Genomic DNA, 13,960 nt, shown 5'->3' with positions numbered 1-13,960 from the left:
GCAGCAGCGCCGCGTCGTTAACCTTTTGGCAAGGGGTGAGCCTGGGCTGTTGCATGGGCGGGCGGGCCTGCGCTAGCCTGCGGCCGCAGCAACCGGCGGGAGAGACATGGCGCAGGATCCCTTGCGGAAATCGTCGGGACGCGGCCGGCCGGAGATCTGGGCCTCGGGTGGGCAGCGGCCGCCGTTCAACCTGCGCGCGCTGGGGTCGGCCAGCCTGCATCTGTCTCGCGAGGGCGTGGCGCCGGTCCTGGCCTGGGCGGCGCGGGGCCTCCGGCGGGGGGCACTGAAAATCAAGGCGGGAACCGGACGGATTCCGGCAGAAAAGCTGGGCCGGGCGGAACGCTTTGTCCCATCGCACCTGCGGGTGGCGGGTTGGATCGCCAATCTTGCGACCACCCTGGCCCATGGCAGCGCCACCGCCGACCCCGAGGTGCCGCGCGGCAATGCGCTGGTGGCCGAGATCCAACCCTATCTGTGGGAGGCCGTTGCGGCCGCGCCCGAACCCGCGCCGGCGCCAGAACCCGCGCCGCCACCGGGAGAGGTTGCACCCGTGGTGCTGGCCGAGCCGGTGGTCTTGCAGCCTGGGGACGATCCCCTGGCCGCGATCCGGGACGAGATCGGCGCAGAGCCGGATGCGCCCCGCCCGAAAGCCCCTGACCAGCCCCCGGCCCCGCCCGGCCCGACGGCAGAGGGGACAATGCAGGTCGCGGGCTACCTGGCCGGCTGGGCCAGCGTGATCCTTGTGCTGCCGCTGGGGCTGGTCTGGGCGCTGTGGCTTTGGCTGAAGGGACGCGACCTGCGGCAGATCGGGACCGAGGACTAAGCCGCGGCTCCGGGATTGGGGCGGTTTTCAGAATGAGCGCGTGCCGCGCAAGGCTTTTGTCTCGCCGTTTTGCGTGAAGGACGCAAAACGGCTCGGCGCTTGGGGGTTTTCCACCCCCAAACCCCCGGAGGATATTTGCAGCCAGGTGAAAGGCCTAGGTCAGGGCCTGAGTGATGAAGGCAAGGACCTCGGACTTGACCGGATCGGTTTCGAAGGGCGCGCCACCGTGGCCGGCGCCGGGGACAAGCTTGTAATCGACGGCGGCCTCGGGGTCGGCAGCGACCCAGGCCTCACGCAGGCGCTTGGCTTGCAGATCGGCGACCAGGGGGTCGGCATCGCCGTGGCGGATCAGGAGCGGCGGCAAGGGTTCGCGCAGCCGGTCAAGCCGGCCGATCGGACCCATGGCGCGGGCCGCGGCGCGGTCCTGGGCCACGGGAAAGCCCAGAAGCTGGCTTTCCGGGCTGTCGGCGGCATCGGTGGGCCCCATGGCGGGGGTGCGGCCCAGGGTGGCCATGTCCTGGTCCATGGTCGAGAAATCCATCGGCCCGAAGAGGCTGACCACGCCACGCGGCGGCAGGCCGACCTCGACCAGGCTGAGCGCGGTCGACACGGCAAGGAAGGCTCCAGCCGACTGGCCAAGCAGCACCAGGCGCGAGGGGTCGAGGCCAAGGTTCGCGCCTTCGCGTTGGAGATGGACCACGGCGGCCAGCGTATCCTCGCCCTGCGCGGGCCAAGGCGCGGTGCCGGAGAGGCGGTAGTTGATGCGGACCACGGCGATGCCGGCGGCCAGAACCTCTGGCCAGATCGCAAGGTCGGACTTGTCGCCCATGCGGAAGGCGCCGCCGTGGACCAGCATCAGGACCGGGTGCGGGCCGGGACCGTCGGGCAGTGTCACGTCCATCACCTGCCGGGGGTCGGGGCCATAGGCGACCTCGGTCGCGGCCGGGCTGCGGCGCCACCAGGCGACGGCCCCTGCGGCCAGCGCGGCAGTGCCGCCGATCAGAAGCGTGCGACGGATCAGTCCGGGCATCTACAGTCTCCGTTGCAGGCGGGTGAGGTCGGCGGCAAGTCGGGCTTCCAGCCGGATGATGCGGGGTTCGGCCACCGCCTCGGCGCTGTGCAGCACGCGCCAGGTGAGGCGGGCCTTTGGCGCGCAGGGTTTCAGGATGGCCAGCCGCAGGATGCGGCGCAGGGGCTGGCGCAGGACCAGCCAGTCGATCCAGCCGGGCGCCCCCATGGTGGTGACGGCCAGCACCTCTTGCAGCCGGTCAAGGCGGGGCAGCATCGGGCCGAAGCCCGGGGAATGGTCGAAGGCCAGCCCCGGCGTCCAGACCCGGTCGAACCAGCCCTTCAGGATCGCCGGGAAGCCGAACCACCAGGTCGGGAATACCAGGATCAGGACCTGGGCCTGGGCAAGGTCGGCCTTGTCCTGCGCCAGGGTGTCGGCGGGCGTGGTGTAATAGCCGGCGCGTTCCTCAGGCGTCAGGACCGGGTCGAACCCGTCGTACAGGTCGCGGCGGGTGACCTGCCAGCCCATGGCGCGGGCCTGCCCCTCCAGCGTCGCGGCAAGGCGGGCGGTCAGGCTGCGGCCCCGGGGATGGGCGGTAACGATCAGGCAGCGGGTCAATGGACGGCCTTTCGCAGGGCGGCGAGGTCGTCCGGGCTGACGCTGGCCGCGTCCACGACATAGGTGTGGATGGTAAAGACCACGGCGCGGGTCACGGGCAGGCGCATAAGGCACTGGCGTTCGCAGCGGATGAACACATGGCCCTGGGGCTGGGGGCGCCGCTCGCCCTCGATTCGCGGCTGGTGCAGGACGAAGTCGTCGTAGGTCAGGTAATTCATCCGCCAGAGCGGTTGCTCGGGTCTGATGGCGTCGAAAAGCCGGGCCACGCGTTTGGCGATGTCGGCGTCGTAGACCGGGACCGGGTCGTGGATGCTGGTCATCGGGCGGCCGATCTTCTGGGCCAGCGACCAGCTTGCCGGAAAGCACAGGATGCCGCCGGTCAGGGCGTATTCCTGGTCCTGGCGCTCCATCAGGCACAGATCCTCTTGCACCAGGCGGCCAAGGGTCAGGAGCGGTTGCGACGGGTCCAGCGGGACGGTTACGCCATCGGGCCGGGTGGCGGTGCTGTCGGTCAGGGTGAAGCCGGGGGCGCTGCGCAGCCAGTCGAGGGTGGCGTGGTACAACTCCTCGGCCGCGGGGCAGGCCTGGGGGAGAAGCGCGTGGACAACCTGCGGCTGGGCGGCGATCAGGCGGTCGCGCAGCGCCATCTGGGGGGCATAGGCCTCGTCCAGGCGCAGCCAGTCGCGGCCCTCGACCGGCAGGATGCCGGGCAGGCGGCGGGTGCGCGGGTCGATCCAGGGCAAGTGCGGCAGGCGGTCCTGCAGGATCGGCGTGTCTTGCATCGGGGTGGCCATGGCGGTCTTTGACCACGCCTGCCGGGCGGCTGCAACCGGGGGCGGACGGGTGGGCCGGTCACGGTTTCGCGGGGCTTTACTTTTCGGCAGGGTCAGGTTGCTATCCGGGGCAGAACGCAACCCTGAGTGCTGGTGCCCATGTCCTTTCCGGTGATGACCTTCGACGCGGCGATCCTTTACGACACGCCCTTCCGCATCCCGGACTATCAGGCGCTATTGGGTGAGGTGAACCAGCGGCTGGGTCGGGCGGGCAACGGCGTGGCCATGACCAACCTGCAGGCCGAGGGCGGCGTCGTCTTTCGCAGCGACAACCTCTATGTCGCGATTTCGTTCAACCGGACCAGACTGCCGGCCGAGGGGTTCCAGGCTGCGCTGAACGCGGGCGTCAACCGGATGCGCAACGAACGTTTCGGCCATTGGGTTGAGGACCATATCGAGCATGTCTTCGTCACCGTGGGCGACGGCAAGCTGCCGATGGTCCCCGCGATGCGCGAGTTGATGCAGGCTGCGGGGATGGCGCAGACGGTCGAAGCCGTGGACCCGCGGGTCAAGATCTCGGTCCTGCACAGCGTGGTCGAGGCGATCGTCGAGACGATCATGCCGACGCCGACCGTGGTGCATTGGTGCGACACGGACCTCTTGTACACCGCCTATGACTTTCCGCCCGTGACCCCCGCCCTGCCCTTCCCGGTCTCGTTGACCGCGCAGCCGCAGGTCTTTGACACCGGTCTGACCCCGGACGGCCGGCAGACGCATGGCATCGTGATGCGGAGGTCAGAGCTCTTGTGCGGCCGCACGCTTTTTGCCGACACGACGACCTATGACCCGAACGCGATTCTTGCGGCGATGCAGGTGATCATGCTGGGCCATATCATTGGCGCGCGCGAGTTGGAGGATGGCGTCGTGGGGTCGTTCGACGAGCGCACGGCCTTCCGGCTGGAGTTTAGGCCCCCGGACCCGATGACGCCGGCCGGCGGGATCTGCATGCTGATCGGGCCGGCCGAGGCACTGCAAGCGCGGGCGACCGCCGCCACGCAAACGGGCGGCGCGGGGCGCAAGGGATGGTGGCCTTTCGGGAAAAAGCGCACCCTGCACTGACGGGACGGCCGGGGGCTTGCGGTAACAGATGCGGGACGCGCGGGGGTGTCGGTCCCTGGCACGGACGCACGGTCCTGGTTGATCGGCCAGAGCCTGCCGAAAACGAAGCGGCGCGTCGTTTCCAGGCGATCTTTCCCGCCACCGGCCCGGCAGCCTGCACCCAAGGGGAGGCAGCCATGACCTATCAGCGCGACCGCCGGAAGATCGACCCCAGCAAGGGCGCGGCCCTGGGCGACGGAACCCCGAACGACAACGACCGGGTGGAGATCGGCCCGACCCAGCTGGCCTTTCGCGAATGGGAGGCCCTGGGCCTTGCCCTGCCCGACCTGGGCCGGATGCGCACGGAGCGCTGGCAGAAGCTGACCGCCGGGCTGGTCGCGCGGGACTATGGCGGCCTGCTGCTGTTCGATCCCCTGAACATCCGCTATGCCACCGATACCACCAACATGCTGCTTTGGAACACCCACAACCCGTTCCGCGCCTGCCTGTTGTGCGCCGACGGGCATCTGGTGATGTGGGAGTACAAGAATTCGCCGTTCCTCGTGACCTTCAACCCCTTGGTCAAGGAACTGCGCTCGGGGGCGACGTTCTTTTACAACTCCACCGGCGACCGGGGGGCCGAGGCGGCCAAGGGCTTTGCCGCCCAGGTCGATGAGGTGATGCGCGCCCATGCCGGGACCAATCGGCGGCTGGCGGTGGACAAGATCATGGTCCACGGGCTGCGCGCGCTGGAGGCGGTGGGCTTCACGGTCGAGGAAGGCGAAGAGGTGACCGAACGGGTCCGCGCGGTGAAAACCCCGGACGAGATCCTGGCGATGCGCTGCGCCCATGCCGCCTGCGAGGCGGGGATCGCCGAGATGGAGGCCTTCACCCGGGCCGAAGTGCCGAAGGGCGGGGTCAGCGAGGATGCGATCTGGGCCGAGTTGCACGCCGCCAACATCCGGCGCGGCGGCGAATGGATCGAGACGCGGCTTCTGGCCAGCGGGCCCCGGACCAACCCGTGGTTTCAGGAATGTGGCCCGCGGATCGTGCAGCCGAACGAGATCGTCGCCTTCGACACCGACCTGATCGGGGCCTATGGTTTCTGCATCGACATCAGCCGGACCTGGTGGGTGGGCGACGCGCGGCCCTCCAATGCGATGGTCAGCGCGTTCCACCACGCGCTGGACCATATCGCCGACCACAAGGACCGCCTGCGGCCCGGCGTGACCATCGAAGAGCTGGTGATGGGCGGCCACCAATTGGCACCGGAATACTGGGCGCAGAAATACAGCTGCAAGATGCATGGCGTGGGCCTGTGCGACGAGTGGCCCTATGTCCACTATCCCGACGGCTGGATGCCCGGCGCCTTTGACGCCGCCCTGGAACCGGGGATGGTCCTGTGCGTCGAGGCACTGGTTTCGCCAGAAGGGGGCGATTTCTCGATCAAGCTGGAGGATCAGGTGCTGATCACCGACACCGGCTGCGAGACGCTGACCCGCTATCCCTTCGACCCGCGCTTCCTGGCCTGACGCCCCCCTCGTCGTGCGACTGCGTCTTCTCCTCGGACGGTTCAACCGCAGCGAGGAGTGACGCAGTCATCGACGAGCGGGCGATCAGGGCTCCAGTTCGGCAAACAGCCCAAGGTGGTCCGACCCCAGCGCCGGGCGAAAGGTGATCCGGCCGCCGTTCGGGGCAAAGGCGTGGTCGATGGGCAGGCGCAGCACCGGGGCAAAGCCCAGGTAGCTGCCGCCGGTCGGCCCGGCCTGCAGGCCGTCCACCGCCCAGGCCATCCGCTTCACCGCATGGCCCCAGCCCACCATGTTGAAATCGCCCGCCATCAGCACCGGCCCCTCCAGCCCCGCCAGCACCGGGACCAGCGCATCGACCTGGGCCTGCTGGTCATAGGGCCAGGGCCAGGACAGATGCACCGAGACGACCCAGACCGCCCGCTCTTCAAGCTGGACCTGCAGCGCGGCCAGTCCGTCGGCGCAGGTTTCCGAGCCAGGGACCACCGGCAGGCGTGTCAGCACCGCCGTCCCGCCACGCCGCCCGGTCCTGCAATGCAACTGCCCCGGATACTCGGCCGCCAGCGCCGCCAGCAGCGCCTCGTTCGGGGGCGAGACCTCTTGCAGGGTCACCGCCAGCGGGCGCGTGCCGCGGATATCGGCCTCGACCTCGGCCAGGGCGGCGTTCTGGAAGAACAGGTTCTTCTGGTACAGCGCGAAGGTTCCCGGCGGCCCGGGCCAGAAGAAGGCCAGCGCCACTTGCAGGGCCGCGACCAGCGCCACCAGGGTAGAGCCGAAGGCCGCCATCTGCAGGCCCAGAAAGCCCGCGACGATGGCCAGCAGCGCCAAGGCCCCGGCGGCATAGCCCCGGCCCACGGCCAGCGAATCGCCCAGGGGATGCACCCAGCCCAGATAGCCCCCCGCCAGAAGCAGGATCGTCAGCACCAGCGCGGTCTTGACCAGCGCCGTCCAGATCGGATGTTCGTCTTCCATCGTTACCCTTCACCCGCCGCCCTGCCCGAAAAGCCGCGAGACAAGCCGCCGCAACCCGTCGTGCATGTCGACTGCCGTCGTCAATCGCAGGGTCTCAAACCCGATCACTGCGGCATAAATGAGGTGGGCATTTGGCGTGACCTCGGCCTCCGCCAGGCCCGCGTCCCTCAGGAAGCCTTGCACATCGGCCAGCCGCTGCCGATCCACCCGCTCGACCGCGGCGCGGGCGCGCGGGTCGCTGCGCCCCCAGTCGCGCAGGGCCGGTTCGATGGCCGCGCCCCCGAAGGTTGGGCCCGGCGGGGCCGAGGCAAGCGCGATCAAAAGGTCAAGCTGCCCCCGTGCATCCCGTCCCGAGGCGCGCACTGCCCGGGTGATGGCGTGGGTTGCCACTTCTTCCCACAGTTCAAGCATCGCTTGATGAAGGTCGGCGAGATCCTTGAAATGCCAATAGAAAGATCCCTTGGTCGCCCCGATCTCGCGCGCCAGGGGCTCTACCCGGACAGCCAGGATTCCGCCGTCCACCAGCGCCCGCAGGCCGGCTTTGACCCAATACTCGCGGCCCAGCCGCGCCCGTCCATCCTGAGGTTTCATCTGCAAAACATACGCCACCGTATGGACATCGTCCAGCAGAACAGCTAAACCATACGCAACCGTATGGAGATACTCATGAACATCTGGCTTTTGTCCGCCGGCCTCGGCGCGCTGCTCCTTGACGTCATCCACGTCACGCTGGGTGGGCGCGAGATTCACCGGCCGATGGTGGCTGCCCACTGGCCCGAACCGGCCAAGGCAGTCTGGTCGGTCGTCTGGCACGCGGCGACCGCGGTGATGGCCTTTGGCGGGGCCGCCCTGATCGCTGCGGCGTTCGTGCCGGCCCAGGCCCTTGCCCTCGCACTCTTGCCCATCGCGCTGTTCCTGTCCTTCACCGCGCTGTTCGTCGGCTATGGCCTGTCACGCCTCGGCACGTTGCGCGACTTGCCGCAGGGGCTGGCCTTCGCGGTCATCTCGGCCCTGGGGATCATCGGCCTTTTCGCCTGACGCTTGCGCGCTGGACTTGCGCGGCGTAAGGGGGCGCCAAACCCCTACCCCCCGGAGGCCCCCATGATCCCGCGCTATTCCCGTCCCGATATGGTGGCGATCTGGTCCCCGGAAGCCCGCTTCAAGATCTGGTTCGAGATCGAGGCCCATGCCTGCGACGCGCAGGCCGCCCTTGGCGTGATCCCCAAGGCCAATGCCGAAGCTGTCTGGCGCGCCAAGGATGTGGAATTCAGCGTGGCCCGGATCGACGAGATCGAGGCGGTGACAAAGCATGACGTGATCGCCTTCCTGACCCATCTGGCCGAGCATATCGGGTCCGAGGATGCGCGCTTCGTGCATCAGGGCATGACCTCGTCGGACGTGCTGGACACGACGCTGAACATCCAGCTGGTGCGGGCGGCCGATCTGTTGCTGAAGGGCCTGGACCGGGTGCTGGCGGCGCTGAAGACCCGCGCCTATGAGCATAAGGATACGGTCCGCATCGGCCGCAGCCACGGCATCCATGCCGAACCCACGACGATGGGCCTGACCTTCGCCCGCTTCTATGCCGAAATGGCGCGCAACCGCGCGCGGCTGGTGAACGCCCGGGCCGAAGTGGCCACCGGCGCGATTTCCGGCGCGGTCGGCACCTTTGCCAACATCGACCCGGCGGTCGAAGAGCATGTCTGCAAGATGCTGGGCCTGACGCCCGAGCCGATCAGCACCCAGGTCATTCCGCGCGACCGCCACGCGATGTTCTTCGCCACGCTGGGCGTGATCGCCTCCAGCATCGAGAACGTCGCCATCGAGATCCGTCACATGCAGCGGACCGAAGTGCTGGAGGCGGAAGAGTTCTTCTCGCCCGGCCAGAAGGGCTCCAGCGCGATGCCGCACAAGCGCAACCCCGTGCTGACGGAGAACCTGACCGGCCTTGCGCGGCTGGTGCGCATGGCCGTGGTCCCGGCGTTGGAGAACGTGGCCCTGTGGCATGAGCGGGACATCAGCCATTCCTCGGTCGAACGCGCCATCGGGCCGGATGCGACGGTGACCTTGGACTTTGCGCTGCACCGGCTGGCCGGCGTGGTGGAAAAGCTGGTGATCTACCCCGAGAACATGCTGCGCAACATGAACAAGTTCAAAGGGCTGGTCATGTCGCAGCGCGTGCTGCTAGCCTTGACCCAGGCCGGCGTCAGCCGCGAGGACAGCTATCGCCTGGTCCAGCGCAACGCGATGAAAGTCTGGGAGAAGGGCGCGGATTTCAAGACCGAGCTTCTGGCCGACCCCGAAGTCACGGCGGCGCTTTCGCCGGCCGAAATCGAGGAAAAGTTCGACCTTGGTTATCACACCAAGCATGTCGACACGATCTTCGCCCGGGTTTTCGGCACCTGACGCAAGCGTGATCCGGCTGCGGCGGGCTGTCGCAACTTCGCGCGCTTGATTGCGCCGCGACCGTGCTATCTTTCGGAAACTTGCCGAAAGGTCGACCGATGCGCATGATCCTTGCCGCCGCCCTTGCCCTGGCCCCGCAGCTTTCGCTTGCGGCGGGCAGCGACGACACTGAGCCGCCAAAGCCCACCGAGACCACGACCGAATGCGCCAAGGGCGAGGTCTGGGATGACAAGACCGCGACCTGCATCAAGGCGGAAAGCTCGTCTCTCAGCGACGACCAGCGCTATGGCGCGGTGAGGGAGCTTGCCTATTCCGACCGGCCCGAAGAGGCGCTGGCGATCCTGGCCCTGATGACCGAGGGCGAGACCCCGCGTGTCCTGACCTATCAGGGCTTCCTGCTGCGCCAGACCGGCCGGGTCGAGGAAGGCATCGCCGCCTACGAACGCGCCATTGCGCTGGACAAGGACAACCATCTGGCCCGCAGCTACTATGGCCAGCTTCTGGTCCAGATGGACGAAATTGCGCTGGCACAGCAACAGCTTGCCGCCATCCGCATGTATGGCGGGGGCGGCACCTGGGCCGATCAGGCGCTGGCCAAGGCCATCGCCACCGGCACGACCTATACTTACTGACCCAGAACTCAACAGGAGGACGACCCATGAAGATCGCACTGACCCTCGCCGCGCTTGCCCTCTCGGTTTCCCCGGCGCTGGCCTATGCCGGCTGCTCGGACAAGGCCAAGGACCAGACCGCCTCGTCCTGCATGCCGGGCACGACCTGGGATGCCGCGACCGGCACCTGCGCGGCGACGCCCTCAAGCTAAGCCGGCGTTAACCGGGCGCTGCGAGGCTGAGGTCGAGAGATTCGACGCATAGGCCCCGCATGACCCAGGATATCGTCCCGCTTGCCCGCATCACCCAGGACCGCCGCGCCATTTCGGTCGGCGGCCCGGGCGGGCGGCGGGTTCTTACCCCCCGCGCCAAGGCCGCGATCATCGTGCGCTACCTTCTGACCGAGGGGGCCTCACTGCCGCTTGCCTCGCTTCCCGAACACATGCAGGCGGCGCTGGCCGAACAGATGGGCCAGATGCGGCTGATCGACCGGGATACCCTGGATACGGTCGTCAGCGAATTCCTGTCCGAACTGGAATCCGTGGGCCTGGCCTTCCCCGGCGGGATCGAGGGGGCCTTGAACATGATGGATGGGCATATCTCGCAATCCGCCGCCACCCGCCTGCGGCGGCTGGCCGGGGCCTCGTCCAAGGTCGACCCGTGGGAGCGGATCGTGACCCTGCCGCCCGACCGCCTGTTGCCGATCCTGACCGATGAGGCGGTCGAGGTGGGGGCGGTGATGCTGTCCAAGCTGCCGGTGGCCAAGGCCGCGGATCTGCTGGGAAAGCTGCCCGGCGACCGGGCGCGGCGGGTGGCCTATGCGGTGTCGATGACCGGCAATGTCGACCCCGAAACCGTGCGCCGCATCGGCCTTGCCCTGCTGGCCGAACTGGACAACCAGCCGCCCAAGGCCTTCGACACCGCCCCGGTGCAGCGGGTGGGGGCGATCCTGAACGTCTCGCCCGCGCTGACGCGGGACGATGTCCTGCAGGGGCTGGAGGTCGAGGATGCCGCCTTTGCGGCCGAGGTGCGCAAGGCGATCTTCACCTTTGTCCATATCCCGGCCCGCGTCTCGGCCCGCGACGTGCCAAAGATCACCCGGCTGGTGGAACAGCCGCAACTGGTCACCGCCTGCGCCGGCGCACAAGGCAAGCCCGAGCTGGAGGCCGCGGCCGAATTCATCCTGGCCAACATTTCGCAGCGCCTGGCCCAGGGCCTGCGCGAGGAGATGGCCGCGCGCGGCAAGATCAAGGACAAGGACGCGGAAGAGGCGATGAACATCATCGTCAACGCGATCCGCGACCTGGAGGCCAGCGGCGAGATCGTCCTGATCCAGCCCGAGGAGGAGTGAGGGGGCCCGCCAAGCCTTCGAACCCTGACCAGAGACCGAAACGCGCCGGTTGGCGGCAGCCGACGCCGCTGGCCTGCCGATCCGGCGTAGGGTGGGCGATTCGCCCACCTTACGCCCATCCTTCCCGGCACCCGGCCCGCCCCGGCCCAAGGTAAGTCATGGGCGCATCACCCTTGCGGCCATCCCTGACCGCCCCTAGACACGGGGCATGGGCAGCACCTCCCTTTCCTCCGTCAGCCGCGGCGTGGCGCTGATGATCGCCGCGATCTTCCTCTTCACCGCGATGGACGCGACGGCAAAAGGGCTGATCGCCCGCTATCCCGCGCCGCAGGTGATCTGGGTCCGCTTTGCCGGGCAGTTGCTGCTGGTCCTGCTGATCCTGAACATCCGGCTTGGCCCCATCCTGCGCACCCGCTTTCCGGTGCTGCATTTCTGGCGCTCGGCCTCGCAGTTCGGGGCCACCACCTTCTTCTTCCTGTCACTGCCGCATATCGGCCTGGCCGAGGCCACGGCCATCGCCGACATCAACCCGGTCCTGATCACGCTGGGGGCGGCGCTGTTCCTGGGTGAACGGCTGGGCCCGCGTCGCGTGGCCGGGGTCGTCGTCGCCCTGGCCGGCGCCCTGATCGTGATCCGCCCCGGCGCCGGGGTCTTCAGTTGGTGGGCCGTCCTGCCGCTTCTTTGCGCGCTGTCCTATGCGACCTCGGCGCTGCTGACCCGCCGGATCGGCGCGCAGGAAAGCGTCTGGGCCTCGATGGTCTATGCCGCACTTTTCGGCACGCTGGTCGCAGGCATCGCCCTGCCCTTCGTCTGGGAGCCGGTTGCGGTCGAGGACTTGTGGAAATTCGCCCTGATCGCCTGCCTGGGGACCGGGGCGCAACTGTGCATCATCCGCAGCTTCTCGATCACCGAGGCCAGCGTGGTCGCGCCCTTCGCCTATCTCGGGATCGTCTTTGCCGCCTTCTGGGGCGTGGTTCTGTACGATCAATGGCCCGACCGCTGGACGGTGATCGGTGCGCTTGTGATCGTGGGCGCGGGACTTTATGTCTGGCACCGCGAAACCCTTGGCGCGCGCGCCGCCGTCACAGGCCCCGATGACGACCGAAGCTGACGACCGCCCGCCGTTCCGGCTGGACCATTACCTGGTGAATCTCGCCGCGCGCGGGATGATCGGGCTGGCGCTGGCGCTGCCCTACCGCTGGCGCGTGGGCTTTGGTGGCTGGCTGGTGCGGCGGGTGGTAGGGCCGCTGGCGGGCTACCGCGCGCGGGCGCGCGAGAACCTCGCGCTGGTCTGGCCCGACCGACCAATGGCCGAGCGAGCCGCCATCGCCGAGGCCGCGCTGGACAATGCCGGGCGGACCCTGATCGAGAACTATTCGACCCACGGTTTCCAGACCCGCGCCGCCGCGATCGAGCCGCAGGGTCCAGGCTATGCCGCGCTGATCGCCGCGCGCGACGCCGGGCGGCCGGTGATCCTGGTCTCGGGCCATTTCGGCAATTACGAGGCCGCGCGGGCCGCTCTGGTGGCGCGCGGGTTCCAGATCGGCGGGCTGTATCGCAATCTGCGCAACCGCTATTTCAACGCGCATTACGTCCGCACGATGGAGGCCTTCGGCGGCCCGGTCTTTCCGCAAGGCCGGGCGGGGACGGCGGGCTTCGTGCGGCATCTGAAGGCGGGGGGGCAACTGGTGCTGCTCTTCGACCAGGATATGGCAAGCGGCACCGCGCTGCCCTTCCTGGGCCAACCGGCCCGCACCGCCCTGTCGGCGGCAGAACTGGCGCTGCGGTTCAAGGCTGACCTCATCCCGTTCTTTGCCACGCGCCGCCCGGACGGGTTGAGCTTCCGGGTCGAAATGGACGCCCCGGTGCCACACAGCACGCCCGAGGCGATGATGCTGGCTGTCACCCAGGCGCTGGAGGAGCGGGTGCGCGCTCATCCCGGCCAATGGTTCTGGATCCACCGGCGCTGGAAGGGCGGCGGCGCGGCCTAGACGGGCGTAAGGTGGGCGATATCGCCCACCCTACCCCCGCGCCTATTTCACCCGGGCCGCTGCCAGAATCGCTGCCGGTCCGCTGGTCTGCACGATCACCGCGCCCGGCTCTGCGCCCGGGAACGGGGCCGTCAGTTCCAGCGGCTCCTGCCCGGCCCAGTCGCCCAACCCCTCCCACGAGGTGACGATGTTGGTATAGGTCACCGTCTTGCCCGCATTCTCGCCGCGTTCGATGGTGACCGTCTCTGCCGGCTTGTAGCGCACCAGTTGCACGCGCACCGGCTCGGTCAGGGGCGGGTCGGCTTCGGCCCGGATCACCAAGCGGTCGCCTTCGCGCGTGACGGTCAGGCGCACGTGGCTGCCCTTGGCCATGTGATCCCGTAGCCGGGCCGCGGTTTCGTCCGGCGCGAAGCCTTCGATCCGGTCCTGGCCGCCGATGATCAGTTGCGGCGTATAGATCGTCCGCGACCCCACCGCCTTGGCATAGGCGCGCTGACGGTCGGTGAACTTCGGGTTCGCGAACTTGTCGGCCCAGCCGATATAGTCCCAGTAATCCACATGCAGCGCCAAAGGCAGGATGCGCGGGTCCGAGGCCAGCATCGCCACGAACTCATCCGCAGGCGGACAGGACGAACACCCCTGCGAGGTGTAAAGCTCGACCACCACCACCGGCTCTGCCTGGGCAGGGGCCACCGCTGCCAGCCAAAGGCCGCAAGCGGCGCTGACGAAATGTCGCATGTCGCCTATCCTGATCCTTGATCCCCTGGGCTGTTATAGAA

16 protein-coding genes are annotated in these 13,960 nt (G+C 68.4%); 10 read left to right on the top strand and 6 right to left on the bottom strand.

The window, feature by feature from the left end:
* The first annotated feature begins 106 nt into the window (after positions 1-106).
* The gene (locus CXR42_RS01215) at positions 107-823 is read left to right on the top strand and encodes a hypothetical protein (RefSeq protein ID WP_103255694.1); all 717 of its coding nucleotides are present in this window, start codon (positions 107-109) and stop codon (positions 821-823) included.
* Between the two features lie 154 nt (positions 824-977).
* Here the strand turns inward: CXR42_RS01215 and CXR42_RS01210 are convergent, their stop codons facing one another.
* The 3 genes from CXR42_RS01210 to CXR42_RS01200 are packed head-to-tail and all read right to left on the bottom strand — an operon-like array spanning position 978 to position 3,244.
* Complete coding sequence (locus tag CXR42_RS01210) at positions 978-1,853, bottom strand: alpha/beta hydrolase (protein ID WP_103255693.1); 876 nt, start codon at positions 1,851-1,853, stop codon at positions 978-980.
* Positions 1,854-2,450, bottom strand: coding sequence for an NAD(P)H-dependent oxidoreductase (locus tag CXR42_RS01205; RefSeq protein WP_103255692.1), 597 nt, complete (start codon positions 2,448-2,450; stop codon positions 1,854-1,856).
* On the bottom strand, positions 2,447-3,244 hold the full coding sequence (locus CXR42_RS01200) for a heme-dependent oxidative N-demethylase family protein (protein WP_245875316.1): 798 nt from the start codon (positions 3,242-3,244) through the stop codon (positions 2,447-2,449). Before CXR42_RS01200 ends, CXR42_RS01205 begins: the two co-directional genes overlap by 4 nt.
* A gap of 132 nt (positions 3,245-3,376) precedes the next feature.
* Here CXR42_RS01200 and CXR42_RS01195 point away from each other — a divergent pair, with 132 nt between their 5' ends.
* A complete protein-coding gene (locus tag CXR42_RS01195; protein ID WP_146037974.1) occupies positions 3,377-4,342 on the top strand; it encodes a hypothetical protein in 966 nt (321 codons plus the stop codon).
* 176 nt (positions 4,343-4,518) lie between these two features.
* Positions 4,519-5,853, top strand: a complete 1,335-nt coding sequence (gene dddP / locus CXR42_RS01190) for a dimethylsulfonioproprionate lyase DddP (RefSeq protein ID WP_103255690.1) — start codon at positions 4,519-4,521, stop codon at positions 5,851-5,853.
* An 84-nt stretch (positions 5,854-5,937) separates the two neighbouring features.
* Here dddP and CXR42_RS01185 read toward each other — a convergent pair whose 3' ends face one another.
* Positions 5,938-6,822: an endonuclease/exonuclease/phosphatase family protein gene (locus CXR42_RS01185; RefSeq protein ID WP_103255689.1), complete on the bottom strand. Its 885-nt coding sequence runs from the start codon at positions 6,820-6,822 to the stop codon at positions 5,938-5,940.
* 9 nt (positions 6,823-6,831) lie between these two features.
* Positions 6,832-7,413, bottom strand: coding sequence for a TetR/AcrR family transcriptional regulator (locus CXR42_RS01180; protein ID WP_103255688.1), 582 nt, complete (start codon positions 7,411-7,413; stop codon positions 6,832-6,834).
* A gap of 75 nt (positions 7,414-7,488) precedes the next feature.
* Between CXR42_RS01180 and CXR42_RS01175 the strand changes: the two genes are divergently transcribed.
* The 7 genes from CXR42_RS01175 to CXR42_RS01150 all read left to right on the top strand — a co-directional run bounded on the left by CXR42_RS01175 (position 7,489) and on the right by CXR42_RS01150 (position 13,181).
* Complete coding sequence (locus CXR42_RS01175) at positions 7,489-7,860, top strand: hypothetical protein (RefSeq protein WP_103255687.1); 372 nt, start codon at positions 7,489-7,491, stop codon at positions 7,858-7,860.
* A gap of 63 nt (positions 7,861-7,923) precedes the next feature.
* Positions 7,924-9,228, top strand: coding sequence for an adenylosuccinate lyase (purB, locus tag CXR42_RS01170; protein ID WP_103255686.1), 1,305 nt, complete (start codon positions 7,924-7,926; stop codon positions 9,226-9,228).
* A gap of 98 nt (positions 9,229-9,326) precedes the next feature.
* Entirely contained in the window at positions 9,327-9,860 is a 534-nt protein-coding gene (locus CXR42_RS01165) for a hypothetical protein (protein ID WP_103255685.1), read from the top strand.
* 26 nt (positions 9,861-9,886) lie between these two features.
* Positions 9,887-10,051 carry a hypothetical protein gene (locus CXR42_RS19430; RefSeq protein ID WP_180995946.1) on the top strand — a complete coding sequence of 55 codons (165 nt, stop codon included), beginning with the start codon at positions 9,887-9,889 and terminating at the stop codon, positions 10,049-10,051.
* Between the two features lie 59 nt (positions 10,052-10,110).
* Entirely contained in the window at positions 10,111-11,190 is a 1,080-nt protein-coding gene (locus CXR42_RS01160) for a flagellar motor switch protein FliG (RefSeq protein ID WP_103255684.1), read from the top strand.
* A gap of 208 nt (positions 11,191-11,398) precedes the next feature.
* A complete protein-coding gene (locus CXR42_RS01155; RefSeq protein ID WP_103255683.1) occupies positions 11,399-12,301 on the top strand; it encodes a DMT family transporter in 903 nt (300 codons plus the stop codon).
* Positions 12,285-13,181, top strand: coding sequence for an LpxL/LpxP family acyltransferase (locus tag CXR42_RS01150; protein WP_103255682.1), 897 nt, complete (start codon positions 12,285-12,287; stop codon positions 13,179-13,181). The genes CXR42_RS01155 and CXR42_RS01150 overlap by 17 nt, the downstream gene beginning before the upstream one ends.
* Positions 13,182-13,223: 42 nt before the next feature.
* Here CXR42_RS01150 and CXR42_RS01145 read toward each other — a convergent pair whose 3' ends face one another.
* The gene (locus tag CXR42_RS01145) at positions 13,224-13,919 is read right to left on the bottom strand and encodes a DUF1223 domain-containing protein (RefSeq protein ID WP_103255681.1); all 696 of its coding nucleotides are present in this window, start codon (positions 13,917-13,919) and stop codon (positions 13,224-13,226) included.
* Between the last annotated feature and the right edge of the window lie 41 nt (positions 13,920-13,960).

The sequence above is a fragment of the Tabrizicola aquatica genome (assembly GCF_002900975.1).
Lineage (GTDB): Bacteria > Pseudomonadota > Alphaproteobacteria > Rhodobacterales > Rhodobacteraceae > Tabrizicola > Tabrizicola aquatica.
The sequence above is the reverse complement of the archived record's forward strand: the minus strand, read 5'-3'. Positions and strand labels throughout refer to the sequence as shown.

Excerpts from the sequence above, each read along its gene's own strand:
- CXR42_RS01200 (WP_245875316.1), bottom strand. The coding sequence starts at position 3,244 with ATGGCCACCCCGATGCAAGACACGCCGATCCTGCAGGACCGCCTGCCG.
- CXR42_RS01165 (WP_103255685.1), top strand. The coding sequence starts at position 9,327 with ATGCGCATGATCCTTGCCGCCGCCCTTGCCCTGGCCCCGCAGCTTTCG.
- CXR42_RS01215 (WP_103255694.1), top strand. The coding sequence starts at position 107 with ATGGCGCAGGATCCCTTGCGGAAATCGTCGGGACGCGGCCGGCCGGAG.
- CXR42_RS01155 (WP_103255683.1), top strand. The coding sequence starts at position 11,399 with ATGGGCAGCACCTCCCTTTCCTCCGTCAGCCGCGGCGTGGCGCTGATG.
- dddP (WP_103255690.1), top strand. The coding sequence starts at position 4,519 with ATGACCTATCAGCGCGACCGCCGGAAGATCGACCCCAGCAAGGGCGCG.
- CXR42_RS01150 (WP_103255682.1), top strand. The coding sequence starts at position 12,285 with ATGACGACCGAAGCTGACGACCGCCCGCCGTTCCGGCTGGACCATTAC.
- CXR42_RS01180 (WP_103255688.1), bottom strand. The coding sequence starts at position 7,413 with ATGAAACCTCAGGATGGACGGGCGCGGCTGGGCCGCGAGTATTGGGTC.
- CXR42_RS01160 (WP_103255684.1), top strand. The coding sequence starts at position 10,111 with ATGACCCAGGATATCGTCCCGCTTGCCCGCATCACCCAGGACCGCCGC.
- purB (WP_103255686.1), top strand. The coding sequence starts at position 7,924 with ATGATCCCGCGCTATTCCCGTCCCGATATGGTGGCGATCTGGTCCCCG.
- CXR42_RS01210 (WP_103255693.1), bottom strand. The coding sequence starts at position 1,853 with ATGCCCGGACTGATCCGTCGCACGCTTCTGATCGGCGGCACTGCCGCG.
- CXR42_RS01175 (WP_103255687.1), top strand. The coding sequence starts at position 7,489 with ATGAACATCTGGCTTTTGTCCGCCGGCCTCGGCGCGCTGCTCCTTGAC.
- CXR42_RS19430 (WP_180995946.1), top strand. The coding sequence starts at position 9,887 with ATGAAGATCGCACTGACCCTCGCCGCGCTTGCCCTCTCGGTTTCCCCG.
- CXR42_RS01145 (WP_103255681.1), bottom strand. The coding sequence starts at position 13,919 with ATGCGACATTTCGTCAGCGCCGCTTGCGGCCTTTGGCTGGCAGCGGTG.
- CXR42_RS01185 (WP_103255689.1), bottom strand. The coding sequence starts at position 6,822 with ATGGAAGACGAACATCCGATCTGGACGGCGCTGGTCAAGACCGCGCTG.